16 protein-coding genes and 3 pseudogenes are annotated in these 26384 nt (G+C 59.8%); 11 read left to right on the top strand and 8 right to left on the bottom strand.

Annotated elements, in window-relative coordinates; genetic code table 11:
• Positions 1-701: 701 nt before the first annotated feature.
• A pseudogene (locus FFS64_RS03005) lies at positions 702-2699 on the bottom strand (type VI secretion system tip protein VgrG); the annotation flags it as partial.
• A 348-nt stretch (positions 2700-3047) separates the two neighbouring features.
• On the bottom strand, positions 3048-4532 hold the full coding sequence (gene putP, locus FFS64_RS03000) for a sodium/proline symporter PutP (RefSeq protein ID WP_137804167.1): 1485 nt from the start codon (positions 4530-4532) through the stop codon (positions 3048-3050).
• A gap of 461 nt (positions 4533-4993) precedes the next feature.
• Here putP and putA point away from each other — a divergent pair, with 461 nt between their 5' ends.
• Positions 4994-8947 carry a trifunctional transcriptional regulator/proline dehydrogenase/L-glutamate gamma-semialdehyde dehydrogenase gene (gene putA, locus FFS64_RS02995; RefSeq protein ID WP_137804166.1) on the top strand — a complete coding sequence of 1318 codons (3954 nt, stop codon included), beginning with the start codon at positions 4994-4996 and terminating at the stop codon, positions 8945-8947.
• A gap of 58 nt (positions 8948-9005) precedes the next feature.
• Here the strand turns inward: putA and FFS64_RS02990 are convergent, their stop codons facing one another.
• Complete coding sequence (locus FFS64_RS02990; RefSeq protein ID WP_137804165.1) at positions 9006-9317, bottom strand: hypothetical protein; 312 nt, start codon at positions 9315-9317, stop codon at positions 9006-9008.
• A gap of 300 nt (positions 9318-9617) precedes the next feature.
• Here FFS64_RS02990 and FFS64_RS02985 point away from each other — a divergent pair, with 300 nt between their 5' ends.
• Entirely contained in the window at positions 9618-11420 is a 1803-nt protein-coding gene (locus FFS64_RS02985) for an acyl-CoA dehydrogenase (protein WP_137804164.1), read from the top strand.
• 143 nt (positions 11421-11563) lie between these two features.
• Here FFS64_RS02985 and FFS64_RS32140 read toward each other — a convergent pair whose 3' ends face one another.
• From FFS64_RS32140 to FFS64_RS02970, 4 genes and pseudogenes are all read right to left on the bottom strand, one after another.
• Complete coding sequence (locus FFS64_RS32140) at positions 11564-12295, bottom strand: methyl-accepting chemotaxis protein (RefSeq protein WP_372242163.1); 732 nt, start codon at positions 12293-12295, stop codon at positions 11564-11566.
• A 132-nt stretch (positions 12296-12427) separates the two neighbouring features.
• Positions 12428-13456: pseudogene (locus tag FFS64_RS32135) on the bottom strand (cache domain-containing protein); the annotation flags it as partial.
• Between the two features lie 145 nt (positions 13457-13601).
• A complete protein-coding gene (locus FFS64_RS02975) occupies positions 13602-13901 on the bottom strand; it encodes a cell division protein ZapA (protein ID WP_095192202.1) in 300 nt (99 codons plus the stop codon).
• Positions 13898-14128 carry a hypothetical protein gene (locus FFS64_RS02970; RefSeq protein WP_137804162.1) on the bottom strand — a complete coding sequence of 77 codons (231 nt, stop codon included), beginning with the start codon at positions 14126-14128 and terminating at the stop codon, positions 13898-13900. Before FFS64_RS02970 ends, FFS64_RS02975 begins: the two co-directional genes overlap by 4 nt.
• A 170-nt stretch (positions 14129-14298) precedes the next feature.
• On the opposite strand from FFS64_RS02970, the pseudogene FFS64_RS32130 reads away from it, so the two are divergent.
• From FFS64_RS32130 to trxC, 6 genes and pseudogenes are all read left to right on the top strand, one after another.
• Positions 14299-15174: pseudogene (locus FFS64_RS32130) on the top strand (MCP four helix bundle domain-containing protein); the annotation flags it as partial.
• A complete protein-coding gene (locus tag FFS64_RS32125; RefSeq protein WP_372242162.1) occupies positions 15157-16029 on the top strand; it encodes a methyl-accepting chemotaxis protein in 873 nt (290 codons plus the stop codon). The pseudogene FFS64_RS32130 and the gene FFS64_RS32125, both read left to right, overlap by 18 nt.
• A 190-nt stretch (positions 16030-16219) precedes the next feature.
• Positions 16220-17962 (top strand): potassium/proton antiporter, encoded by a 1743-nt coding sequence (locus FFS64_RS02960; RefSeq protein WP_137804160.1) that lies wholly within the window; start codon positions 16220-16222, stop codon positions 17960-17962.
• A 36-nt stretch (positions 17963-17998) separates the two neighbouring features.
• Entirely contained in the window at positions 17999-21355 is a 3357-nt protein-coding gene (gene mscK / locus FFS64_RS02955) for a mechanosensitive channel MscK (RefSeq protein WP_137804159.1), read from the top strand.
• 48 nt (positions 21356-21403) lie between these two features.
• Positions 21404-22867, top strand: a complete 1464-nt coding sequence (gene selO / locus FFS64_RS02950) for a protein adenylyltransferase SelO (protein WP_137804158.1) — start codon at positions 21404-21406, stop codon at positions 22865-22867.
• Between the two features lie 73 nt (positions 22868-22940).
• Complete coding sequence (gene trxC, locus FFS64_RS02945) at positions 22941-23375, top strand: thioredoxin TrxC (protein WP_137804157.1); 435 nt, start codon at positions 22941-22943, stop codon at positions 23373-23375.
• 113 nt (positions 23376-23488) lie between these two features.
• Here the strand turns inward: trxC and FFS64_RS02935 are convergent, their stop codons facing one another.
• Positions 23489-24259, bottom strand: a complete 771-nt coding sequence (locus tag FFS64_RS02935; RefSeq protein WP_095192209.1) for a ParA family protein — start codon at positions 24257-24259, stop codon at positions 23489-23491.
• A 356-nt stretch (positions 24260-24615) separates the two neighbouring features.
• Here FFS64_RS02935 and FFS64_RS02930 point away from each other — a divergent pair, with 356 nt between their 5' ends.
• Genes FFS64_RS02930 through FFS64_RS02920 form a run of 3 tightly spaced genes read left to right on the top strand, consistent with a single transcriptional unit; the run spans position 24616 to position 26382 of the window.
• The gene (locus FFS64_RS02930; RefSeq protein WP_137804156.1) at positions 24616-25341 is read left to right on the top strand and encodes a beta-ketoacyl synthase chain length factor; all 726 of its coding nucleotides are present in this window, start codon (positions 24616-24618) and stop codon (positions 25339-25341) included.
• Complete coding sequence (locus FFS64_RS02925) at positions 25317-26126, top strand: 1-acyl-sn-glycerol-3-phosphate acyltransferase (RefSeq protein WP_137804155.1); 810 nt, start codon at positions 25317-25319, stop codon at positions 26124-26126. The genes FFS64_RS02930 and FFS64_RS02925 overlap by 25 nt, the downstream gene beginning before the upstream one ends.
• Positions 26107-26382 carry a phosphopantetheine-binding protein gene (locus FFS64_RS02920; RefSeq protein WP_137804154.1) on the top strand — a complete coding sequence of 92 codons (276 nt, stop codon included), beginning with the start codon at positions 26107-26109 and terminating at the stop codon, positions 26380-26382. The genes FFS64_RS02925 and FFS64_RS02920 overlap by 20 nt, the downstream gene beginning before the upstream one ends.
• Positions 26383-26384: the final 2 nt, after the last annotated feature.

Genomic DNA, 26384 nt, shown 5'->3' with positions numbered 1-26384 from the left:
ATCACCTTACTGGCCTTGCTCACCCCCTCAATATGCGTCGCATACCCCGGAATCCCGCCCGCCGTACCCGCCTTGCTCCAGTGATGAACGAGGCTGCGACTGGAAATACCCAGTGCGGTTTTAAGCTTCGGATGATCGGGAATGCCCGCGCCTTTGCGCACCAGTGGGCCTAGGCTATTGTCGAGTTGTGACATCAGCCGTTTACGCTGGGCGAAGAAGTCGGCACCGGTGAGCTTGCCGTATTTATCGAAGGTGTTTTTGTGCAGGGTTTCCAGGTCTCTTAGAATTGTATTCAAGTTGCCCAGATGCTTGCTAAACATCGCCGCACCAATGCCGACTGCGGTCGAACCCTGAGCAAGGAATGACTCAATTTCATCGTAATGAAGCGCCATGAACGCCGCTTCCACATCACTCATCGGCCCCAATGCCGCATCAACTTTCTGCGCCGCTTCCATCAACAACGCTTCTTCACGAGTGCATTGAGTGTTTTGCGGATCGCTAAGAACAATCATCTGTCCAGGCTTGGCAAAATTGCCCAACTGCGGGTTGAGGCTGCGGAATTTCTTCAGTACGACCTGATTCGATTGAGGAAACAGAAGCGCTTCAAGCGCCGTACAGGACAGAGGCTGTTCGACGATGTGAAAGCCCGGCTCAGCGCCTTCACTTGCCTTGGTTTTAGAGGCACCGAGCAATGGGCTCGGTGCAGGGCAGACACCGTCCTTGCAACACTCTTCGCAAAACGCCGCCGGGCTCTTGAGGCTGCGGATCTGCGCAGCGCTGGCTGGGGCGGCCTGGAGTTTTTCTGGTGCTCCCGGCAAATCCGGCGCAGCGCTCATAGCTACCATCGGCGCACCACCGACCTGAATCGGCGCACTGCTGAAGATCCCGCCAGGGCCAATGTTGATCCAGTGCCCGCCCGCCTGAATGGTCGCGTTCACCCCGCCGTCGATCACCACTTGCTGGCCGGCGCTGACATGGAATTGTTGAGTGGCGTTGAGTGCCTGGGTCGTTACCCGAATGCGTCTGTCGCCCGTCACCAGCAGGTGATCGTCCTGCTTCACTTCGGTCCGGCGCTGGCCGTGGGTGATGCGTTGTTCGTCGGCTTTCAGTTCATGACTGGCAATGCCGGTCACCACAATGCTGCGTTGGTTATCGACCTGTACCCGCTGATCATTGAGCACATGCTGGGTCCAGTTTCGCTGGGCCCGCAGGTAGATTTCCTCGGCGCCTTTGCGATCCTCGATGCGCAATTCGTTGTAGCCACCACCACCGGGACTACTCTGGCTGCGGAAAATACTGCGGGTCTTGTCCGCCGGCAGGTCCAACGGCACCGGTGTCGAGGCGTTTGAAAGGCAGCCCATCACCAAGGGCTTGTCGGCATCGGCGTCGACGAAACCCACCAACACTTCCATGCCGACTCGGGGGATCAACACGCTACCGTAACGGTCATGGGCCCAACCGGTGGCAACCCGCAACCAACAACTGGTGAACTCATCCATCTGGCCGTCGCGGTCCCATAACATCTGAACCTTGACCCGACCGTACTCGTCGCAATGGATTTCACTGTTCTTGGGGCCAGTGACCACGGCGGATTGATAACCGGCTGCACGAGGTTTCTTGATCAATGGCGGACGGAAGAACACATCCCACGGCACAGCCAGAAAGCTATTGCGGTAACCCTGAAATTCATCCGAACCGCCAGTACCTGCAGACTCTTCAAGCACCTGCGGTTGACGGCCATGGTGTTCGACTTCCGTGAGCAGCCACAGCTCGTTCCATTCCCGCCGAGGATGCTCTTCGAGCCGCAACAAATGCCCACTTATCAAGGCGGGTTGATCGCTGTGTCCTTGTACCTGATGGTAATCCGCACGGCGACTTTCCAGTGCTCGTTGCGTCAGGCGCCTGCCAACTTCGGGATCGTTGAATTGACCGGGAAAACCATAATCCTCCAGCCCCGGCAGCTGCTTGCTGTCGAAACGGCTTTCCAGTTCAAGGCGAGGTCTACAGAAGTCGTAGTCGCGGCGGGTTACCGCTGTAGCCCGAGCCTCCAGGGCGACATTGAAACGATTGATAACCGGTTCATCCCCCACCATCCCGCTGCCCTGCCGGTACGACGTCGGTTCAGGCAGTAGCGGGAAAGCCGTCTGGTCATCGCCGAACACCAACAGATGGCCATCGACGCTGTGCCGGAAGTGGTAGTGAATGCCGACCTCGGCACACAGTCGCTGGATAAACGCCAGGTCGCTTTCCGCGTATTGCACGCAGTATTCGCGTTCCGGGTATTCGGTGCCGACCTGGAACTTGAAGAGGTCGCCGAGGATGCCATGGTCCTTGAGGATTTCCGTGATGATCGCCGGCACGCTCAGGTGCTGGAAAACCCGCTGATTGATGCGCTGGCCCAGGTAAGCCAGTCGCGGCACCAGACTGATCTGATAGCGCGTCAGTCGCGCGCCGGAATCACCCTGGCCAACGCGAAAAATCTGACCATGAACACCACCGCCCCGCACATCGAAACTCAGAAAGGCCTGACGGTGCAGCAAGCTTTCGAGCTCGATGTCCGGTCGCTCGCTGACCAGCTCCAGATCAAAACGGTATGGCTGGCTGATGGCCTCCTTGCCCGTGAACTCAAGCACCTTGAGCTCACTGGACACACCGTCGACGGTCAGCGTGAAGCGCGGTTGATTGACAGAAGCGAACATCCGGCATGTCTCTGCAAAGGGAGGCTCGCGATTCTGCATGAGTGACAAGAGGGATGAACGAGGGGCGGGAAAAACAGAAATGCCCTACTTCACTTGTAGTTTTGGCCTTCAGAAAACGGCTCTTCTGGCTACAGACAACGCTGCAAAAAAATACAACTCCCCCCCCTGTGGGAGCGAGCGAAAGCGATTTGACCGTCACATTGATGTTGAATGCGCCGCCTTCACGAGCAGACTCGCCCCCACAGGGGAATTAACTATTGTCGAAAAGTGCACAAAAAAACGGCCCGCCTCCAAAAGGAAGCGGGCCGTTCTCATTCAAGCATTGGCTCAGCGCATGCGCTCAACCCATTACTTGTTCAGGCGGAAGTCATTCTCGGCCGCGGCAAAGCGTTGAAGCATGCCGGCGGTCGGTGCGCCCATTTTGCTGACGATGTAGATCGCCAGGCTGGCGAAGATGAAACCAGGGATGATTTCGTACAGGCCCAGCAGTTCGAAGTGTTTCCAGACGATCACGGTGATCGCGCCGACCAGGATACCGGCCAGTGCGCCATTGCGGGTCATGTCTTTCCAGATCACCGAGATCAGCACGACCGGACCGAATGCGGCACCGAAACCGGCCCAGGCGTAACTGACCAGACCCAGCACGCGGTTTTCCGGGTTGGCGGCCATCGCGATGGCGATCAGGGCAACCAGCAGCACCATGGCACGGCCGACCCAGACCAGTTCCAGTTGGGAAGCCGATTTGCGCAGGAAGGTTTTGTAGAAGTCTTCGGTCAGAGCGCTCGAGCACACCAGCAACTGGCAGCTCAGGGTACTCATGACGGCAGCCAGAATGGCCGACAGCAACACACCGGCAACCCATGGATTGAAGAGGATTTTCGCCAGTTCAATGAACACACGTTCATGGTTCTCGCTCACCGGCATGGCCACGGCCGGGTTGGCCGAGAAGTAAGCGATGCCGAAGAAACCGACAGCCACGGTGCCACCCAGGCACAGGATCATCCAGGTCATGGAGATGCGACGGGCATTGGCGATCGATTTCACCGAATCCGCCGCCATGAAGCGCGCCAGGATGTGCGGCTGGCCGAAGTAGCCCAGACCCCAGCCCATCAGCGAGATGATGCCGATGAAGGTGGTGTTTTTCAGCATGTCGAAGTTGGCCGGATCCTGCGCTTCGATGGCCAGGAACGCGGTATCGACGCCGCCGGTGGCCAGCATCACGATGATCGGCGTGAGGATCAGGGCGAAAATCATCAGGGTGGCTTGTACGGTGTCAGTCCAGCTCACCGCCAGGAAACCGCCGACGAAGGTGTAGGCAATCGTCGCCGCGGCACCGGCCCACAGGGCTGTCTCGTAGGACATGCCGAAGGTGCTTTCGAACAGACGGGCACCGGCCACGATACCGGAGGCGCAGTAGATGGTGAAGAACACCAGGATCACCACGGCGGAGATGATCCGCAGCGCGCCGCTCTTGTCTTCGAATCGGCTGGAGAAGTAGTCCGGCAGCGTCAGGGCATCGCCGTTGTGCTCGGTCTGTACGCGCAGACGTCCGGCAACGAACAGCCAGTTCAGGTAAGCGCCGACGATCAGGCCGATAGCGATCCAGCTTTCGGAAAGACCAGACATGTAGATGGCGCCCGGCAGGCCCATCAACAACCAGCCGCTCATGTCGGAAGCACCGGCGGACAGCGCGGTCACGACGCTGCCCAGGCTGCGACCGCCCAGAATGTAGTCGGAAAGGTTGTTGGTGGAGCGATAGGCCATGAAGCCGATCAGCACCATTGCAGCGATGTAGATCACGAACGTGATCAGGGTTGGATTCGTTACGCTCATTAAGTGACGCCCTGGCTTTGTTTTTATGTAGCGGCGGCTGGTGAACCGCTCGCAAACGATGACGTTTGACAGACGATTCGGGATCCCGCGCATTTATGACTGATGTTTCCCCAGGAAAGCCATCAGCCGGTACACCTGCCTTTTCGACGGGTTGCACCTTGGGGCGCGAATGCTATTCAACAAAGCAAATGAGGTGCAACCCATTTTTCAGGAATTAGTTGCACCTAGTCGGATTTACAACAAAAGCCGTTGTTTTTGCTCCCTTTTAGCGCAGTCCTGAAGCTTTTCTAGAAGTAAAAGCACCAAGCAGGAGCGGCACGTTCGTACCAGAATTTAATTCCTGACGAGACGCCGATTTTTCCGACAAAAAAGGGTTGCACCCGGTTGCACCTCTCTCGGCGCGCGGCTAATCTTGCCGCCAGCTGATGCCACGCAGTCGTGGCAAACATGAGGATAAAAACATGGCTACCACCACCCTTGGGGTCAAACTTGACGACCCGACCCGCGAACGCCTCAAGGCGGCCGCGACCTCGATTGATCGCACGCCGCACTGGCTGATCAAGCAGGCAATTTTCAATTACCTGGAAAAACTCGAGGGTGGTGCAACCCTGACCGAGCTGAACGGTTTGACCACCAGGGACGCTGACGACGCGGGCGAAGTCCATGTCGATCACGCACACCAGTGCTTCCTTGAATTCGCTGAAAGCATCCTGCCGCAATCGGTGCTGCGCGCATCGATCACCGCCGCTTACCGTCGCCCGGAACCGGAAGTGGTGCCGATGCTGATCGAGCAGGCGCGCCTGCCGGCACCGATGGCCGAAGCCACCAACAAGCTTGCCGCTTCGATTGCGGAAAAACTGCGCAATCAGAAGAGTGCTGGCGGTCGTGCAGGCATTGTTCAGGGGCTGCTGCAGGAGTTTTCCCTGTCGTCCCAGGAAGGCGTGGCGCTGATGTGCCTGGCCGAAGCGCTGTTGCGTATCCCGGACAAAGGTACCCGCGACGCACTGATTCGCGACAAGATCAGCACTGGCAACTGGCAGCCACACCTGGGCAACAGCCCATCGCTGTTCGTCAACGCCGCCACCTGGGGCCTGCTGCTGACCGGCAAGCTGGTCTCCACCCACAACGAAGCCGGCCTGACATCGTCCCTGAGCCGCATCATCGGCAAGAGCGGCGAGCCGATGATCCGCAAGGGCGTCGACATGGCCATGCGCTTGATGGGCGAGCAGTTCGTCACCGGCGAAACCATCGCCGAAGCCCTGGCCAATGCCAGCAAGTTCGAAGCCAAGGGCTTCCGCTATTCCTACGACATGCTCGGTGAAGCCGCACTGACCGAACATGATGCGCAGAAGTACCTGGCCTCGTACGAACAAGCCATCCACTCGATCGGCAAAGCCTCCCACGGTCGTGGGATTTATGAAGGCCCAGGCATCTCCATCAAGCTGTCGGCACTGCACCCGCGCTACAGCCGCGCTCAGTACGAGCGCGTGATGGACGAGCTGTACCCGCGTCTGCTGTCGCTGACCTTGCTGGCCAAGCAGTACGACATCGGCCTGAACATCGACGCCGAAGAAGCCGACCGCCTCGAGCTGTCGCTGGACCTGCTTGAGCGCCTGTGCTTCGAGCCGCAACTTACCGGCTGGAACGGCATCGGTTTTGTGATCCAGGCTTACCAGAAGCGTTGCCCGTACGTGATCGACTACGTGATCGACCTGGCTCGCCGCAGCCGTCATCGCCTGATGATCCGCCTGGTGAAAGGCGCTTACTGGGACAGCGAAATCAAGCGCGCCCAGGTCGAAGGCCTGGAAGGCTACCCGGTCTACACCCGCAAGGTGTACACCGACGTTTCCTACATCGCTTGCGCACGCAAACTGCTGTCGGTGCCGGAAGTCATCTACCCGCAGTTCGCCACACACAACGCCCACACCCTGTCGGCGATCTATCACATCGCCGGTCAGAATTATTACCCGGGCCAGTACGAGTTCCAGTGCCTGCACGGCATGGGCGAACCACTGTACGAACAGGTTGTAGGCAAAGTTTCCGAAGGCAAGCTGAACCGTCCGTGCCGCGTGTACGCCCCGGTCGGCACCCACGAAACGCTGTTGGCGTACCTGGTGCGCCGCCTGCTGGAAAACGGCGCGAACACTTCGTTCGTCAACCGTATTGCCGACCAGTCGATTTCGATCCAGGAACTGGTCGCCGATCCGGTAGCCAGCATCGAGCAAATGGCGACGCTGGAAGGCGGTTTCGGCCTGCCGCACCCGCGCATCCCGTTGCCACGTGATCTGTACGGTTCCGAGCGCGCCAACTCCAGCGGCATCGACATGGCCAACGAACATCGTCTGGCTTCACTGTCCTGTGCCCTGCTGGCCACCGCACACAATCACTGGAAAGCCGTGCCGATGCTCGGTTGCGCTTCCAGCAACGAAGCACCGGCACCGGTACTGAACCCCTCCGATCTGCGTGACGTGGTCGGTCACGTACAGGAAGCGACCGTCGACGACGTCGACAACGCCATCCAATGTGCCCTGAACGCCGCACCGATCTGGCAGGCTACCCCACCCGCCGAGCGTGCCGCGATCCTGGAACGTGCCGCCGATCTGATGGAGGGCGAGATTCAGCCGCTGATGGGCCTGCTGGCTCGCGAAGCCGGCAAGACCTACGCCAACGCCATCGCTGAAGTGCGCGAAGCCGTGGACTTCCTGCGTTATTACGCGGTGCAGGCACGCAACGATTTCACCAACGACGCCCATCGCCCATTGGGTCCGGTGGTGTGCATCAGTCCGTGGAACTTCCCGCTGGCGATCTTCAGTGGTCAGGTGGCTGCCGCACTGGCCGCCGGTAACCCGGTACTGGCCAAGCCTGCCGAACAGACTCCATTGGTCGCTGCTCAGGCTGTGCGCCTGCTGCTCGAAGCCGGGATTCCGGAAGGTGTGCTGCAACTGCTGCCGGGCCGTGGCGAAACTGTCGGTGCCGGCCTGGTCGGCGACGATCGCGTCAAAGGCGTGATGTTCACCGGTTCCACCGAAGTTGCGCGCCTGCTGCAGCGCAACATCGCCGGTCGCCTGGATAGCCAGGGCCGTCCGATTCCGCTGATCGCCGAAACCGGCGGCCAAAACGCCATGATCGTCGACTCCTCGGCGCTGACCGAGCAAGTGGTCATCGACGTTGTATCCTCGGCCTTCGACAGCGCCGGTCAGCGTTGCTCGGCACTGCGCGTGCTGTGCCTGCAGGAAGATTCCGCCGACCGCGTCATCGAAATGCTCAAGGGCGCGATGGCTGAAAGCCGTCTTGGCAACCCTGAGCGCCTGTCCGTGGACATCGGCCCGGTGATCGACGCTGAAGCCAAGGCCGGCATCGAGAAGCACATCCAGGCCATGCGCGACAAAGGTCGCAGCGTGTACCAGGTGGCCATCGCTGATGCCGAAGAGGTCAAACGCGGCACCTTCGTGATGCCGACCCTGATCGAACTGGAAAGCTTTGACGAGCTGCAACGGGAGATCTTCGGCCCGGTGCTGCACGTGGTTCGCTACAAGCGCAAGGACATCGATCAACTGATCGGCCAGATCAACGCATCCGGTTACGGCCTGACCCTGGGCGTACACACCCGCATCGACGAGACCATTGCCAAGGTGATCGATACCGTCAATGCCGGTAACGTCTACGTGAACCGCAACATCGTTGGCGCCGTGGTCGGTGTGCAGCCATTCGGCGGCGAAGGCCTGTCGGGCACCGGTCCGAAGGCGGGTGGTCCGCTGTACCTGTACCGTCTGCTGTCGACTCGTCCTACCGACGCCATCGAACAATCCTTCGCTCGCGGCGACGCCGCCGTGGCACCGGATGTGCGCCTGCGCGACGCCATGAGCAAGCCGCTGACCGCCCTGAAAGCCTGGGCCGACAGCAACAAGTTCGCCGACCTGAGCGCCTTGTGCGTGCAGTTCGCCGCGCAGTCGCAAAGCGGGATCACCCGCGTACTGGCCGGCCCGACTGGCGAGCGCAACAGCTATGCGATCCTGCCGCGTGAACACGTGCTGTGCCTGACGGAAGTCGAGGGCGACTTGCTCACGCAACTGGCTGCTGTATTGGCGGTCGGTGGTTCGGCGGTCTGGCCAGAAACCGAGCCGAGCAAGGCGTTGTTCGCACGCCTGCCGAAGGAAATTCAGGCGCGCATCAAGCTGGTTTCCGACTGGAACAAGGATGAAGTGGTGTTTGATGCGGTTCTGCATCATGGCCATTCCGATCAGTTGCGTGGGGTTTGCCAGCAAATCGCCAAGCGTGCGGGCGCCATCGTTGGTGTGCAGGGACTGTCGCAGGGCGAAACCAACATTGCGCTGGAGCGTTTGGTGATTGAGCGTGCGTTGAGCGTCAACACCGCTGCGGCGGGTGGTAATGCGAGCTTGATGACTATCGGCTGATTGCAACAAACCTAGCGCCCACAATGGGCGCTAGGCATTGCCTGACAGGGAGAGGGCGCTACTTGGCTTGGGTGATTTCAGTGAAGCCAAAACTGCGTTCAGATTCCGGGATTGGGCTGTCAGCTACATAAACACCCCTGACTTCATACTTGCCCTTGAAGGAACCGTGAACCTCAAAGTAAGGAAATACCTCTGCCCCCCGTGTAATCGGCAGCCTAGCACTTTGAGCACCCTCCAGACCTACGAACCTGAACTGATGCAGCCCAGAGTAGATGCCTGCATTCTTGCCGTTCAGATACACGAAATCGCCTGATTTGAGCTGGGCCGGAACCTCCGGTGCAGGCGGATGTGAAGCTTTTGGATCGTTCATTTCAACACCTCATCTATAAATGATCAGTAGAGCCAGCTACTTCAGGTTTGAACTGACCACTGCAAGCTATTACGGCATTGATCAACCCTTCTACTGTCAGAAATACCAACCAAGACAAGTGGTAGCCCCCATCATAAAGACCAAAACCCGGGCGCTGGCTGTGGAAAGCCTTAAAAAGATCACCAAAGGAGTCGTGCCTACGAATCCTTTTTCTAACCCTCCATCACCCTCATCAATCATCCTGTTCAGCCTTTATTCCCCCGCCTAGACTCGGCCCATTCCAATAAAAGGTAGGCCGCCATGTCCGAGACGTTGCTCAGTTCCCGCAATCTGGCTTTCGAGCTGTATGAAGTCCTCGATGCCGAGGGCCTGACCCAGCGTGAGCGTTTCGCCGAACACAACCGTGAAACCTTCGATGCCGCCCTCGGAACCGCCCGCAGTATTGCCGAGAAGTTTTTCGCCCCGCACAACCGCAAGGGAGACGAGAACGAGCCGCGCTACGAGAACGGTCAGGCGATTCTGATTCCGGAAGTGAAACCGGCGGTGGACGCCTTCCTCGAAGCCGGCTTCCTCAACGCCGCACGCAGTTTCGACGCCGGCGGCATGCAACTTCCTACACTGCTGTCCCAAGCCTGCTTCGCCCACTTTCAATCGGCCAACGCTGCGTCGACCTCATACCCGTTCCTGACCATGGGTGCAGCGAACCTGATCGAAAGCTTCGGCACCGAGGAGCAAAAACGCCGCTTCCTGCAACCGATGATCGACGGGCGCTTCTTCGGCACCATGGCCCTGACCGAACCCCATGCAGGGTCGTCACTGTCGGATATTCGTACCCGCGCCGAACCGGCGTCCGACGGCTCCTATCGCCTGAAGGGCAACAAGATCTTCATTTCCGGCGGCGATCACCCGCTGTCGGAAAACATCGTGCACATGGTCCTGGCCAAGCTGCCGGATGCGCCGGCCGGGGTGAAGGGTATTTCGCTGTTTATCGTGCCCAAGTTTCTGGTCAACGATGACGGCAGCCTGGGCAAACGCAACGATGTGTTGCTGGCTGGCCTGTTTCACAAGATGGGCTGGCGTGGCACCACGTCCACCGCGCTGAATTTCGGCGATAATGGCGAGTGTGTCGGTTATCTGGTGGGCAAGCCGCACCATGGCTTGAGCTACATGTTCCAGATGATGAACGAAGCGCGGATCGGCGTCGGCATGGGCGCGGTGATGCTCGGGTATGCCGGTTATCTGTATTCGCTGGAGTACGCCCGCGAACGTCCGCAGGGTCGCGTACCGGACAGCAAGGACCCGAACACCGCACCGGTGGCGATCATCCAGCATGCCGACGTCAAACGCATGCTGCTGACCCAGAAGGCGTATGTAGAAGGCTCGTTCGACCTGGGGCTGTATGCCGCGCGACTGTTCGACGACACCACCACCCTCGGAACCGAAGCCGAGCGCAAACAAGCCCATGAGTTGCTGGATTTGCTGACACCGATCGTCAAATCCTGGCCGTCGGAGTTCTGCCTGAAGGCCAACGAACTGGCAATCCAGATCCTAGGCGGCCACGGTTACACCCGCGAATACCCGGTGGAACAGTACTACCGCGACAACCGCCTGAATCCGATCCACGAAGGCACCCACGGCATTCAGTCGCTGGACCTGCTGGGTCGCAAACTGGCGCAGAACGGTGGTGCGGGGCTCAAGCAACTGATCCGCCTGATCGCCGACACCGCCGAGCGCGCCCAGGCCCATGAATCGCTGAACGCACTGCGTGAGCCACTGGAAAAACTGGTAGCACGCCTGCAAACCGTGACCATTGGCCTGCTGACCGATCTGGCGCAGGGCAAGGTCAACACCAGCCTGGCGAATTCGGCGCTGTACCTGAAAGTCTTCGGCCACGCGGTGATCGGCTGGCGCTGGCTGGAACAGGCGATTCGTGCCGAGGAAGGGTTGGCCAAGGGCAATGCGGCGGATGTCAGTTTTTATAAAGGCAAGCTCCAGGCGGCGCGGTACTTCCTGACCTGGGAAATCCCGGGCTGCCACCATGAGCTGGCGATTCTTGAGGCCCGGGATGATGTGTGTTTGAACATGCAGGATGAGTGGTTCTGACCATAGGCCTTCGGTGTTGCTGAAAACCAATCGCGGGCAAGCCCACTCCCACAGGGTCAGCGCTGAATGACAATTCTGTGTTCATCGCAAACTTTGTGGGAGCGGGCTTACCCGCGAAGTCGTCAGCACAGCCAACGCATTATTCAGCCCAGCTTGAACCCACCCATCTGCCGCGCCAGGTCATCCGCCAACCGCTGCAACATCTGACAATCCTCCCGACAAGCCCTGACCTCCCCCGCCGTCGCCCGGGCCAGGTCGGAAATCCCCTGAACATTGCGGTTGATCTCTTCAGTCACCGCCGACTGCTCTTCCGTCGCTGTCGCGACCTGATGGTTCATGTCGCTGATGCGTTCAACCTGCCCGGTGATCGCGGTCAACGACGCCCCGGTGCGCTGGCTCGATTCAACACCGGTCCCGGTGGCCGACTGCCCGTTGTGCATCGATGAAACCGCATTCTCCGCGCCTTGCTTGAGGCTGCCGATCATCTGTTGGATTTCATCGGTGGACGTCTGCGTGCGCCGCGCCAACGTGCGCACTTCATCGGCAACCACCGCAAACCCACGGCCCATGTCCCCGGCTCGCGCGGCTTCGATGGCCGCATTCAACGCCAACAGGTTGGTCTGCTCGGAAATCCCGCGAATCACCGCCAACACCTGATCGATGGAAGCGACCTGATCGGCCAGCTCACCCACGGCTCTGGCAGCGACACCGATTTCATCGGACATGCTTTCAATATGCCGAATCGAGCCGCCGACCACTTCCCGCGCCTGCAACGCTTCATCCCGGGCAGTTTGCGAGGCAAGCGCCGCATTGCCGGCGTTTTGCGCAATTTCCTGTACGGTCAGGCCCATTTCGTGGACTGCGGTGGCGACCATGTCAGTCATTTCCTGCTGGCGGCCGGAACGCTCAGCGGTGTTGTCCACCACCCGCGCCACCTGGCCGACAGCCGTGCGCAAGCGTTCGCTGGTGGTCAGAACTTCACCGATCATGTCGCGCTGGCTGTCGAGAAACCGATTGAAGCCCCGAGCCAGATCACCCAATTCATCGGCGCGGCTGGAATCTAACCGGTGGGTCAAATCTCCACCACCGCTACCGATGGCTACCAGTGCCGCTGTTACCTGACGAATCGGTCGCACCAGCCCACGAGTGAGCAACACCACCAGCAACAGGCACACCAGTGCCACCGCCAGGCCGATTCCGCTACTCATCCACATGGCTCGACGGGCTTCGGCGTAGATCTGCGACTGTGGCACTTCGGCCATCAGGGTCCAGCCCAGGTCCCTCAGCGGCAGGCTCAACGCCAGATAATCCTCGCCGTCTCGCAAAAAACTGCTGCTGGTGGCGGAAAGTTGCCCCATGACCGCACGCGCCGCCGGCTCGCCGATCTGCTCGGCCAAGGTACGTTTGCCGCTGAGTTGCGCCTCGGGATGTACCTGGATCAAACCGTCGGAACGCACGAGATAGACCTTGCCGCGCTCACCGAAACTGAAATTGTGAATCAGCTCGGACAGCTCTTTCATGCTCAATCCAAGCCCGGCAACACCCACGACTTTTCCGGCTTGTTCAACCTTGATGTCGATAAACAGCGCCAATTCTCCGGTGGCCGTGTCGTTGTCGATATTGAGGGTACGCGGCTGGTTGCTGTCGAGAAACGAGTAGAACCAGGCGTCTTTTGGATTCGAACGACTCAGAGTCCGGTCCAGGCCTTTTTCGGTGATGTAGTGACTGGAAGCGGTCCCGATAATCAGCGCGGTGAAGGCCTTGTGCTCGGCGCGAATGCCTTCCAGATACTGTGCAAACGTGGAGGTCTGGCCACTGCTCTCACCCCCGGCCAGCCAGTCGCGCACCATGCTGTTGCTGGCGATGTCCTTGGCGGCGGTAAGCGGTTGAACGAGGATGCGTTCGATGTCATTGCGCATCGCTTCGATGCTGGACGGCAGTGCCTGCTCGACCAGATAGCGCTGGGCGAGACGGTTGACCACGAGGGTATAAATGCCAACCACGATCAGAATACTGATCAGCAGGGCGGTGCCCATGCTCAGGATCAACTGCCATTGAATACTGCGTCGCCAGAACTGCATGGAGCACCCCCAAAGAATAAGAGGCTGAAACACTGCAACAGCCGTGCCGATTGTATACATCTAAACCGACAATTTATTCTTTGGTTGTGTGCAAAGCCGATCAGGCTTGATTGATCGTCTTGGTGATCACTTCAACCGTGGCGCTGACTTGCTCTTGGTAACGGTCGAGTTCGAGCTTGTGCTGCTTCTGCATTTCGATCTGTTGCGAGCACAGGTTCATGGCGGCCAGCACCAGCAGTCGGTCACCGATCAGGGTCGGGTACTTCTTTTTGGTCTCGGCCAGGGCAGCCTTCAGCATCAACGCAGCATCCAGCAGGGTCTGTTCTTCCCCAGCCGGCGCCTTGATCGAATAGTCTTCCCCCAGGATCGAGACGACTTTTACCCCTGCGCCATAACTCATGCGCTGACAGGGCCAGCGCTGACGCGCTCAACCAGGGCCTGAATGCGGGCGGCGGTGGCGCCTTGTTTCTCTTCTTGTTCCATCAGGTTCAGTTGCAGGCTTTCGTTTTCATCCTTGGCCTGGGCCAGTTCGGCGCTCAGGGCTTGGTTGGTACCGAGCAGGGTCTGGTTCTGTTGTACCAGGTCGCTGACCAGCTGTTCCAATTGGCTTAGGGATGCTTCCAACATTTTGATTTTCCAGGCATTTTCAAAGGGCGCGTACGATAAAGAAAAGTCACCGTGGATGCCAGGGTTAAACGGGCGCAAAGCCTTGATTTTCCTGACGAGTGACCTTTCTCGCGAACTTTAAAGACTGTGATTGGCCGATCTGGTTCCTGCACTTCGTCGCCGTAGCGCTTATGCGGCAAAACCGCGCAGGGACTCAAGACTTTAGTCGTATGACCGATAAGTCATTCATACGTCAGCCTCGGCACCGCTCAGGTGCGCTCTCTTCGGTAATCACCATGTCCCTTCGTAATATGAATATCGCGCCGCGAGCGTTCCTCGGTTTTGCCCTGATTGGCGGCTTGATGCTGGTGCTGGGCGTGTTTGCCCTGAACCAGATGAGCAAGATCCGCGGTGCCGCCGAGAACATCACCGTCAGTAGCGTGCCGAGCATCAAGAGCCTCGACGAGTTCACTCAACTGACGCTTCGCCTGCGCGTGCTTTCTTATCGCCTGCTGGTGAACCGCGAGCCGGACGTGCAACACAAAACCATCGAGCTGCTGGAATTGCGCAACCAGCAGATTCGCGCCGCCCAGGCCACCTACGAAAAATTGATCACCAGCCCGCAGGAACGTGTGGCCTACGATCAATACGTACAGCTGCTCGGGCAGTACCGCCAGATCGAAGACCGGATGAAGACCCTCTCGCGCAACAATCAGGTCGACGAACTGCGCAGCCTGCTCAACGCCGATCTGCTGAGCAACTCCGAAGCGATCAACGCTGTGCTGAGCAAGCTGTTGGAGATCAATACCCAGCAGACCCTCGACACCAACCAGCAATCCGCCGATCAATACGATTCGGCGTTCAATCTGGTCATTACCCTGCTGGTGATCGCCACCGGCCTGACGATTCTGTTCGCCTGGTTGCTGACCAACAGCATCACCAAACCGATCGCCAACGCGCTGAAAGCCGCCGAGCAAATTGCCGAGGGCAATCTGACGCGACCGATCACGGTCGACGGCGAGGACGAAGCCGGCCGCTTGCTGCTGGCGATGTCGAAGATGCAGGACAAACTGCGCGACACCCTGCAGCGTATTTCCGGCTCCGCCACTCAGTTGGCTTCCGCCGCCGAAGAACTCAACAGTGTCACCGATGAAAGCGCCCGTGGCCTGACCCAACAGAACAACGAGATCGAACAGGCCGCCACGGCAGTCAACGAGATGACCAGCGCCGTGGAAGAAGTCGCGCGCAATGCGGTCAGCACATCCGAAGCATCGAAAAACGCTACGACTTCCGCCGGTGACGGCCGCGATCTGGTGCAGGAAACCGTCAGCGCCATCGAGCGCATGAGCGCCGATGTACAAAGTACCGCCACCCTGATCGGCGACCTGGCCAATGAATCCCGCGATATTGGCAAAGTGCTGGATGTGATTCGCGGTCTGGCCGACCAGACCAACCTGCTGGCCCTGAACGCCGCCATCGAAGCGGCGCGCGCCGGTGAAGCCGGCCGTGGCTTTGCGGTGGTGGCGGACGAGGTTCGGGCCCTGGCGCACCGCACCCAGCAATCGACCAGCGAAATCGAACGCATGATCGGCAGCATCCAGAGCGGCACCGAACACGCGGTGGATTCGATGCGCAACAGCACCGAGCGCGCCGAATCGACCCTGAACATTGCCCGCGGCGCCGGATTGTCGCTGGACACCATCAACAGCGCCATCGTCGAAATCAACGAACGCAACCTGGTCATCGCCAGCGCCGCCGAAGAACAGGCGCAAGTGGCCCGCGAAGTGGACCGCAATCTGGTGAACATTCGTGATCTGTCGGTGCAATCGGCCACCGGCGCCAACCAGACCAGCGCGGCCAGTAGCGAACTGTCACGATTGGCAGTGGACCTGAACACAATGGTTGGGCGGTTCAGCCTGTAATCCGCCAACACCGCCCCCTGTGGGAGCCGGCTTGCCAGCTCCCACAGGAGATCGGGTGTACCGGCAGGTTGTGTTCTTTTAATCTGCAAAAAGCTTTTTGACAGCATCACATTTCAACAGGTTAGAATCGCTGGCACGCAGACTGCATGGTCAGTTTGTGCCCGTCTTTCAGCTTTCCGGAGTACTGCCTTTGAATGCGACGACCATCAACAGCCTGTTCTTGATCGGCGCGTTGCTGGTAGGTGCGAGCATTCTGGTGAGTTCACTTTCCTCGCGCCTCGGCATCCCGATTCTGGTGATCATCCTAGCGGTGGGCATGGCCGCCGGGGTCGATGGCGGCGGCATCATTTTTAATAACTACCCCACGGCTTACCTCGTCGGCAACCTTGCACTGGCGGTGATCCTGCTCGATGGCGGCTTGCGCACCCGGGTGTCGAGTTTCCGTGTGGCGTTGTGGCCAGCATTGTCGCTGGCAACGGTTGGCGTATTGATTACCACCGGGCTGACTGGCATGGCCGCCGCCTGGTTGTTCGACCTGAACATGATTCAAGGCCTGCTGATCGGCGCCATCGTTGGCTCCACCGACGCCGCTGCGGTGTTCTCCCTGTTGGGTGGCAAAGGTCTGAACGAGCGGGTGACCGCAACCCTGGAGATCGAATCCGGCAGCAACGACCCGATGGCGGTGTTCCTCACCGTGACCCTGATCGACATGCTCGCCAGTGGCCAGACCGGCCTGCACTGGAGCCTGTTGACACACTTGCTGCGCGAGTTCGGCATCGGTGCCGTCATCGGCCTGGGCGGTGGCTGGCTGATGCTGCAAATGGTCAACCGCATCAACCTGGCCACCGGCCTGTATCCGATTCTGGTCATCGCCGGCGGCCTGGTGGTGTTTGCCCTGACCAACGCCCTGCATGGCAGCGGCTTCCTGGCGGTGTATTTGTGTGGACTGGTGATCGGCAACCGCCCGGTACGCAGCCGCCACGGCATCCTGCACATGCTCGACGGCATGGCCTGGCTGGCGCAGATCGGCATGTTCCTGGTGCTGGGGCTGCTGGTCACGCCCCACGACTTGCTTCCGATTGCACTGCCGGCACTGGGCCTGGCGCTGTGGATGATTCTGTTTGCCCGGCCGCTGTCGGTACTGGTCGGCCTGCTGCCTTTCAAAGCCTTCCATGGCCGCGAAAAAGCGTTCATTTCCTGGGTCGGCTTGCGTGGCGCGGTACCAATCATTCTGGCAGTGTTCCCGTTGATGGCGGGCCTGCCCAACGCCCAGCTCTACTTCAACCTCGCCTTCTTTATCGTACTGGTGTCGCTGCTGGTGCAGGGCACAAGCCTGCCGTGGATCGCCAAACTGCTGAAGGTGACGGTGCCACCGGAACCGGCGCCGATCTCCCGTTCGGCCCTCGAAGTTCACGTCACCAGCGAGTGGGAGCTGTTTGTTTATCGCCTCGGCGCCGAAAAATGGTGCATCGGTTCGCACCTTCGCGAGCTGAAAATGCCCGAAGGCACCCGTATCGCTGCCCTGTTTCGTGGCGAGCAACTGCTCCATCCGTCGGGTAGTACGGTGCTCGAAGTCGATGATTTATTGTGCGTAATCGGCCATGAACACAATCTTGGAGCCCTTGGAAAACTCTTCAGCCAGGCACCGCAACGAGGCCTCGATTTGCGCTTTTTCGGCGATTTCGTACTCGAAGGAGATGCCCAGCTGGCCGCGGTTGCTGCCCTGTACGGGTTGAAGGTCGAAGGCATCGATCCGGATATGTCCCTGGGCCACTTCATTGCCCAGAAAGTGGGGGGCGCCCCGGTAGTCGGTGACCAGGTGGAATGGAACAACACCATCTGGACCGTTGCGGTCATGGAGGGGAACAAGATCGGTAAAGTGGGCGTCAGATTCCCCGAAGGAAGTCGCCCGGGTCCGGGACTCTTCCTCTAAACTCCATACTTCGTCCTGTTTTTTTGATCGGTCTTTATGTCAAGCCTGCGCACCTTTTTCGTCCTGGTCCTGTTGGGCCTGAGTCTCTCCGTCGGCACGCTGCAAGCTGCCGAGCCACCCACCCGCGAAACCGTGCAGGCGAGCCTGGACAAAATCGCCGACCGCAAACTGCCGGAGGCCGATCAAAAGGCCCTGCAGTCGGTCCTGCAAGGCACGCTGACACAGCTCAACAACCAGCGTGATTACGAGCAGAAACTCAGCGACCTCAAGCAGCAACTGGCCACGGCCCCCAAACAGACCGTCGAGAACCAGCGTGAGCTGACGCGTCTGAAGGCCAGCAACGTGGTGCCGGTTGCGCAACGCTTTACCAAAGAGTCGATTCAGCAGCTTGAGCAAATGCTCACCGAGCGCTCTACCCAGCAAAGCGATCTGCAAAAGGCGCTGGCCGAAGCCAACAGCCTGATCATTACCGCCCAGACTCGCCCCGAGCGCGCCCAGGCGGAAATTTCCGCCAGCCAGACTCGCATCCAGCAGATCAACAATATCCTCAAGGCCGGCAAGGACGCCGGCAAGACCTTGAGCGCCGAGCAGCGTGACCAGCTCAATGCTGAACTCTCGGCACTCAACGCGCTGATTCCGCTGCGTCGCCAGGAACTGGCCGGCAACACTCAGCTGCAAGACCTGGGCAATAGCCAGCATGACCTGCTGTCGGAGCGATCCGACCGGCTGGATCGGGAAATCCAGGAGCTGCAAAACCTGATCAACCAAAAGCGCCTGGCTCAATCCCAGGAGACGGTGACGCAGCAGTCCATCGAAGCGCAAAAGGCCGGTGGCAGCAGCCTGCTGGCGACCGAAAGCGCGGCCAACCTGAAGCTCTCGGACTATTTGCTCAAAAGCACTGACCGCCTCAACGAAGTCACCCAGCAGAACCTGCAGACCAAGCAACAACTGGACAGCGTGACCCAGAGCGATTCGGCCCTGGATGAACAAATCAGCGTACTCAAGGGCAGCCTGCTGCTCTCCAAGATTCTCTACAAACAGAAACAGGCCTTGCCGCGTCTGCGGGTCGACCGTGATCTGGCCGACCAGATCGCCGACATTCGTCTGTATCAGTTCGAAGTCAGCCAGCAACGGGAGCTGCTCAGCAACCCGACCACCTACGTCGACAACCTGCTGTCGACCCAACCGCCCGAGCAAGTCACCCCGCAGCTGCGCAAGAGCCTGCTGGAGCTGGCCACCACCCGTGCGGACCTGCTGGAGCGGCTGAACCGCGAACTGAGCGCCGTACTCAACGAATCCATCACCTTGCAACTGAACCAGAAGCAACTGCTCAGCACCGCGCAAAGCCTGCGCGCGACGCTCGATGAGCAGATGTTCTGGATTCCCAGTAACAAGCCGCTCGATCCTGAATGGTTCCGCAGCGTGCCGGACCGCCTTAAACGTCAGATCGATACACTTCCCCTGGCCTCCAGCCTGAGTGAACTGACCGACGGCCTGACCCAGCGCCCCTTGCTGTTCCTGCCTCTGGCGCTGTTGATCGGCGCCCTGCTGTGGCGCCGCGAGAGCCTGTACGCCCGACTGAACAAGGTTCACCAGGACATCGGCCACTTCAAGCGCGACAGCCAGTGGCATACGCCGCAGGCGATTCTGATCAACATTTTGCTGGCGATGCCGGTGTCGCTGGGCCTGGCCTTGTGTGGTCTGGCCCTGCAAATCGACGCCCGTGGGCAGAACGCCAACATGGGTGCAGCATTACTGCAAATGGCCCAGGCCTGGCTGGTGTTCTACACCGCCTATCGGATCCTGGCTCCGGGCGGCGTGGCCGAGCTGCATTTCCGCTGGGAAAAACCCCAGGTCGAATTCCTCCGCGGCTGGGTGCGCCGGCTCGGCATGGTGGTCATGGCACTGGTCGCCGTGGTAGCGGTTGCCGAGCTGCAACCGGCGGCACTGGCCGACGACGTGTTGGGCATGCCGGTGGTACTCATCTGCTACGCCTTGATGACCTGGCTACTCAGCCGCCTGCTATGGAGCAGCCCGACCCACGAGAACGCATCGCTGTTCCGCAAGGCCGTGGCCATCATGTTCACCGCCTTGCCGATCGCTTTGTTCGTGGCTGTGTGCTTCGGTTACTACTACACCGCGTTGAAACTCAGCGATCGGCTGATCAACACCCTGTACCTGCTGATGTTCTGGCTGGTGATCGAAGCCACTTTCGTGCGCGGCCTCAGCGTGGCGGCACGCCGCCTCGCCTACCAGCGCGCCCTGACCAAACGTCAGGCCGCGAAAGAGGCCAGCGACGGCGAAGCGGTGATCGAAGAACCAACCCTGGACATCGAAAAGGTCAACGAACAGTCCCTGCGCCTGATTCGCCTGGCCCTGCTCGGCGGTTTCATGGCGTTGCTGTACTGGGCCTGGGCCGACCTGATCACGGTGTTCTCGTACCTGGACAACATCACCCTCTACGAATACACCAGCGGCACCGGCGCCAACATGAGCATGGTGCCGATCAGCATCGGCGACATGCTCGGCGCCCTGATCATCATCGGCATCACCTTCGCCTTGGCGCGCAACCTGCCGGGTCTGCTGGAAGTCTTCGTGCTGTCGAAACTGAACCTGGCCCAGGGCAGCGCCTACGCCACCACCACGCTGCTGTCCTACGTGATCGCCGGCGTCGGCTTCGTCTCGACCCTGTCGACCCTCGGCGTCAGCTGGGACAAGTTGCAGTGGCTGGTAGCGGCGCTGTCGGTAGGCCTCGGTTTCGGCATGCAGGAGATCTTCGCCAACTTCATCTCCGGCATCATGATTCTGTTCGAGCGCCCGGTGCGGATCGGCGACACCATCACCATCGGCAACCTGTCGGGCACGGTCAGCAAGATCCGCATCCGCGCCACGACCATCACCGACTTCGACCGCAAGGACATCATTGTCCCGAACAAGACGTTCATCACCGGACAATTGATCAACTGGTCCCTGACCGACACCATCACCCGGGTGACGCTCAAGCTTGGGGTCGATTACGGCTCGGACCTGGACCTGGTGAAGGAACTGCTGCTCAAGGCCGCGCGGGAAAACCCACGGGTACTCAAGGAACCGGAGCCGCACGTGTACTTCCTGAACTTCGGTGAAAGCACCCTCGATCACGAGCTGCGCATGCATGTGCGTGACCTCGGCGACCGTAACCCGGTACTCGATGAGGTCAACCGCTTCATCAACCGCGAGTTCAAGAAGCAGCACATCAACATCTCGTTCCGGCAGATGGAGGTCTACCTCAAGAACCTCCACGGCCAGGAATACAAGATGGTGCCGATCGAGCCGGAAGCGAAAACCATCGTGCCGATGGTCGATGGCAAGCCAGCGCCAGCGCAAGAGCCGCCCGCCGCCAAACTCGACTAACCGGCCATTCCCCAGCAGAATGCTCGGACATTCTGCTGGAGACGGCCTTTGAAAGCCCTCGACGAACTGACCTTCGATAATCGCTTCGACCGCCTGGGCGATGCGTTTTCCGCCCATGTGTTGCCCGAACCGATCGACAACCCGCGCCTGGTGGTGGCAAGTCCCGCCGCCATGGCGTTGCTGGATCTTGACCCGGCCGTGGCCGAAACCCAAGAGTTCGCCGAGTTGTTCAGCGGCCACAAGCTTTGGGCCGACGCGATCCCGAGGGCGATGGTCTATTCAGGGCATCAGTTCGGTTCCTACAACCCGCAACTGGGCGACGGCCGTGGCCTGTTGCTGGGTGAGGTGTACAACGAAGCCGGCGAGCATTGGGACCTGCACCTCAAGGGCGCCGGGCAGACGCCGTTCTCGCGCATGGGCGACGGACGGGCGGTACTGCGTTCCTCGATCCGCGAATTCCTCGCCTCCGAAGCCCTGCATGCGCTGAATATCCCGACCACTCGTGCACTGTGCGTGATCGGCTCTGACACCCCTGTTTGGCGCGAAAAACAGGAGCGCGCGGCAATGGTGCTGCGAATGGCGCCGAGCCATGTGCGCTTCGGGCACTTCGAATATTTCTACTACACCAAACGCCCCGAAAAGCAGAAAGAGCTTGGCGACCACGTCCTCGCCATGCATTTTCCAGAGTGCCTGGAACAACCTGAACCGTATCTGGCAATGTTCCGCGAGATCGTAGAGCGCAATGCCGAGCTGATTGCCAAGTGGCAAGCCTACGGCTTCTGCCACGGGGTAATGAACACCGACAACATGTCGATCCTCGGTATTACCTTCGACTACGGCCCGTTTGCCTTCCTCGACGACTTCGATGCCAACTTCATTTGCAACCACTCCGATGATCAGGGCCGCTATTCCTTCAGCAACCAGGTACCCATTGGCCAATGGAACCTCAGCGCCCTGGCCCAGGCGCTGACGCCGTTCATCAGCGTCGAGGCCTTGCGCGAAACCCTCGGCCTGTACCTGCCGCTGTTCCAGGCCCATTACCTGGACCTGATGCGCCGTCGCCTGGGCTTCACCACCGCAGAAGAGGATGACCAGAAGCTGCTGGAACACCTGCTGCAACTGATGCAGAACAGTGGCGTCGACTACAGCCTGTTCTTCCGCCGGCTGGGCAATGAATCACCTGAAGCGGCTGTGCGTCGTCTGCGCGATGACTTCGTCGACCTCAAGGGCTTCGACGCCTGGAGCGAGCTCTACGTCGCCCGGGTAATCCGCGAGGGCACGCTTGACCAGGAGCAACGTCGCCAACGGATGCACGCAGTCAATCCGTTGTACATCCTGCGCAACTACCTGGCGCAAAACGCTATCGATGCGGCAGAAAAGGGCGACTACTCGGAAGTCCGCCGCCTGCACGCGGTGCTGAGCAAACCGTTCGAGGAGCAGCCGGGGATGGAGAGCTACGCGCAGCGGCCGCCAGAATGGGGCAAGCATCTGGAGATCAGTTGCTCGTCGTGAACCGAAGCGCAATTGAAAATTCGAGCGGGTGCCTCCAGATAAAGACTACCCGCTTCCTACTGGATCATCCGTCATGTCCGACCCGTTCTTCATCCCCTGCCCTCACTGCAACGGCCTCAACCGCATCCCCGCCGAGCGCCTCGGCGATCAGCCAAAATGCGGGCGATGCAAGACCGAAGTCCTGCTCAGCAAACCCTTCGAACTAAAGCAAGGCGACTACGCCAGTCAGATCAAGGGCGATCTGCCATTGCTGGTGGACGTTTGGGCGGATTGGTGCGGGCCGTGCAAGTCTTTTGCGCCGGTATTCGAACAGGCGGCCGGACAATTGGCGGGCAAGTGTCGATTGGCCAAGCTGGACAGCGAGGCGAATCAGCAGCTGTCAGCGCAACTGGGGATTCGCTCGATTCCCAGCCTGATTCTGTTCAAGAACGGACGGGAAATCGCACGCCAGAGCGGGGCCTTCCCGTTGCCGCAGTTGATGAGCTGGTTACGTAGTCAGGGGATTTGAAGCCACCACAAGCTAATGTGGGAGCGGGCTTGCTCGCGAAAACGGTCTGACAGTCGACATTGATGGTGACTGACACTTCGCTTTCGCGAGCAAGCCCGCTCCCACATTGGGGATCAGGCGTTCTCGAGCAGGTTATGCAGTTCGACGAACTGTTGCGTCAGCTTGTGCCGCGGGTCGAGGTGGATCAACGGTGTGTTGGCCTGGTGGGATTCGCGCATACGCACAGAACTGCCCAGGTACACCGGCAGCACCGGCAATCCTTCGGCGATCAATTCGTCGAGAATTTGCTGGGGCAGGCTGGCGCGGGCCTGGAACTGATTGACCACGATCCCTTCGACTTCCAGGCCTTCGTTATGGTCGTCCTTCAATTCATCGATTTCCGCCAGCAGGCCATAAAGCGCCTGGCGCGAAAAACTGTCGCAATCGAAAGGAATCAGCACGCGATCGGCGGCAATTAGCGCCGAAACCGCGTAAAAGTTCAGCGCTGGCGGTGTGTCGAGATAGATGCGATCGTAATCTTCGTCGAGTTCTTCCAGTAATTTACGCAGCTTGTTGATCTTGTGCTTGGCCTCAAGCTTGGGCTGCAAGTCCGCGAGCTCAGCCGTAGCGGTGATGACGTGGAGGTTATCGAATGGAGTTTCGTAGATATCGACCTGGTTTTTCCTGGCGAAAGGCCCGGACGACAGGGTCTGCTTGAAGAAATCGGCAATACCCATCGGAATATCATTGCCAGTGAGTCCCGTCAGGTATTGAGTGGAGTTGGCCTGGGCATCGAGATCCACCAACAGGGTGCGATAGCCCTCGCTGGCGCTGACCGCCGCCAGATTGCAGGCAATGCTGGATTTGCCCACGCCACCTTTCTGATTGAACACCACGCGCCGCATGTGAAAAACCTCCGTGTATCAAAGAATGACCGAGTGTAGTAGTCCACGGCATGGCTTAGCTACCTCGCTGACACAGGGACTACAGGGTCATCGGCAATCTCCCGCCAAATATGCGGCAAACTCGGGGCATGGGCTTCCGCCAGAGCCGACAGACGGGCCGATAGCGATGTGAATAATTGTCAAATGTGCGGTTTTCGCGAACTAACCGGTACATCTTACTGTTCAAAATGTAACCAGCATTTGCTACAGGTTCCCGGCACCGGGATAATGCGCACCACACGGCGCCAGGCGCCACGTAGAGTGAGTCGTGGTCTTCTCCCACTCACCGCGTCAAGAAGCCCGCAGGGGCGGGATGAATGTCTGTGATCAATTTCAACATCGCCCAGTGGCGCGCGTGGGCCCCGGGGCTCGAAAGCGTGGACGATTGGCAGGCCTGGAGCCAACAGCCGGTGGTGCTGCCGGTCAGCGATGCCGCTCCCGACGTGTCGTTCCTGCCCGCCATGCAACGCCGACGCCTCAGCCGTCTGGCGCGGATGGCGTTCAGTGTCGGCTGGCCTCTGGCCGAGGGCCGTCAGGACCTGCCGCTGGTATTTGTTTCCCGTCATGGCGAAACCCCCCGCACGTTCGACATTCTCAGCGATCTGGCCGCCGACGAGCCGCTGTCGCCGACACAGTTCAGCCTGTCGGTACATAACGCGATCATCGGTCTGTGGTCGATCATGCGCGGCGAAACCAGTGAAATGACCGCCCTCGCCGCTGCCGGTGATGGCTTGGAACACGGCATGCTGGAAGCCGCAGCCCTGCTCAAGGAAGGCGCACCCGCGGTATTGTTGGTAGTGACCGAAGAACAACCGCCCGAGGCTTACTCGACCTGGATCGACGATGTGCCTTTTCCTTATGCCGTAGGCCTGCTGATCACGCCCGGCAATGACTGGCAGTTGTCCCTGAACAGCCCAGCGGATGCGTTGTCCAAACCCCGTTGGCCGCACGCGCTGAACCTGTTGCGTACGTTGCTTGGCCAGCAAACCACTTGCCAACATGCCTGGAAAAATCGTGTATGGACCTGGCAACGCAACCCGTGACCGAAAAGAACCGCGACGCCTATTACTGGCGCCTGCTGGCCACCGCCGCAAGCTTCGCCCTGTTCGGGCTGGGCGGGCTGTGCCTGCGCCTGGTGGTTTTCCCTTTGCTGAGCTGCCTGCCGGGCGATGCCCAGACCCATCGGTTGCGCGCACGACAAACCGTCAGTCGCTGCTTCTGGTTTTTTGTCCGCTTCATGGCGCGCGCCGGTGTGCTTACCTACGACATCCAGGGCGCGGAAAAACTTGGACGCCCCGGGCAAATGATCGTCGCCAATCATCCTTCGCTGATCGATGTGGTGTTCCTGATCGGCCTGGTGCGCCACGCCAACTGCGTGGTCAAGCAGAGCCTCTGGGAGAACCCGTTTACCCGCGCCCCCCTGCGCCGTACCGAATACATCAGCAACGACGGCAGCATGGACATGCTCGATGCCGCCGCCGATGCCTTGAAAAACGGACAGACCCTGATCATCTTTCCCGAAGGCACCCGCACCCGGCCGGGGCAGGCGCCGGCCTTTCATCGGGGGGGCGCGGCAATTGCCGTGCGGGGTGCGAAAATCCTCACCCCGGTGGTCATCAAGGTCAGCCCGACCACACTGACCAAGGCCGAGCCCTGGTATCGGATCCCGAAACGCCGCGTGCACTTCAGTTTTCGTGTCGGCGCCGATATAGACCCACAGACCTTCGCCGCGCTGGGCCCGCCCCCTCAGGCCTCGCGCAAGCTCAACGACTATTTGCATTCTTACTTCATCAAGGAGCTCGCCGAAGATGAGCAATCTGAACCCTGACAGCCTGAACCGGGACATCAAAGAGTTGATCATCGAAGCCCTCGGCCTCGAAGACATCAGCGCCGACGACATCGACGATCAACAGTCGCTGTTTGGCGAAGGCCTGGGCCTGGACTCGGTGGACGCCCTGGAACTGGGCCTGGCCATCCAGAAAAAGTACGGCATCAAAATCGACGCCGACGCCAAGGACACTCGTAATCACTTCAGCAACGTGGCGAGCCTTGCGGCGTTCGTCACCGCAAAACAGGCAGCTTGAGA

The organism is Pseudomonas sp. G(2018), assembly GCF_005502415.1.
Lineage (GTDB): Bacteria > Pseudomonadota > Gammaproteobacteria > Pseudomonadales > Pseudomonadaceae > Aquipseudomonas.
This window is presented reverse-complemented; position numbering and strand designations above follow the sequence as displayed.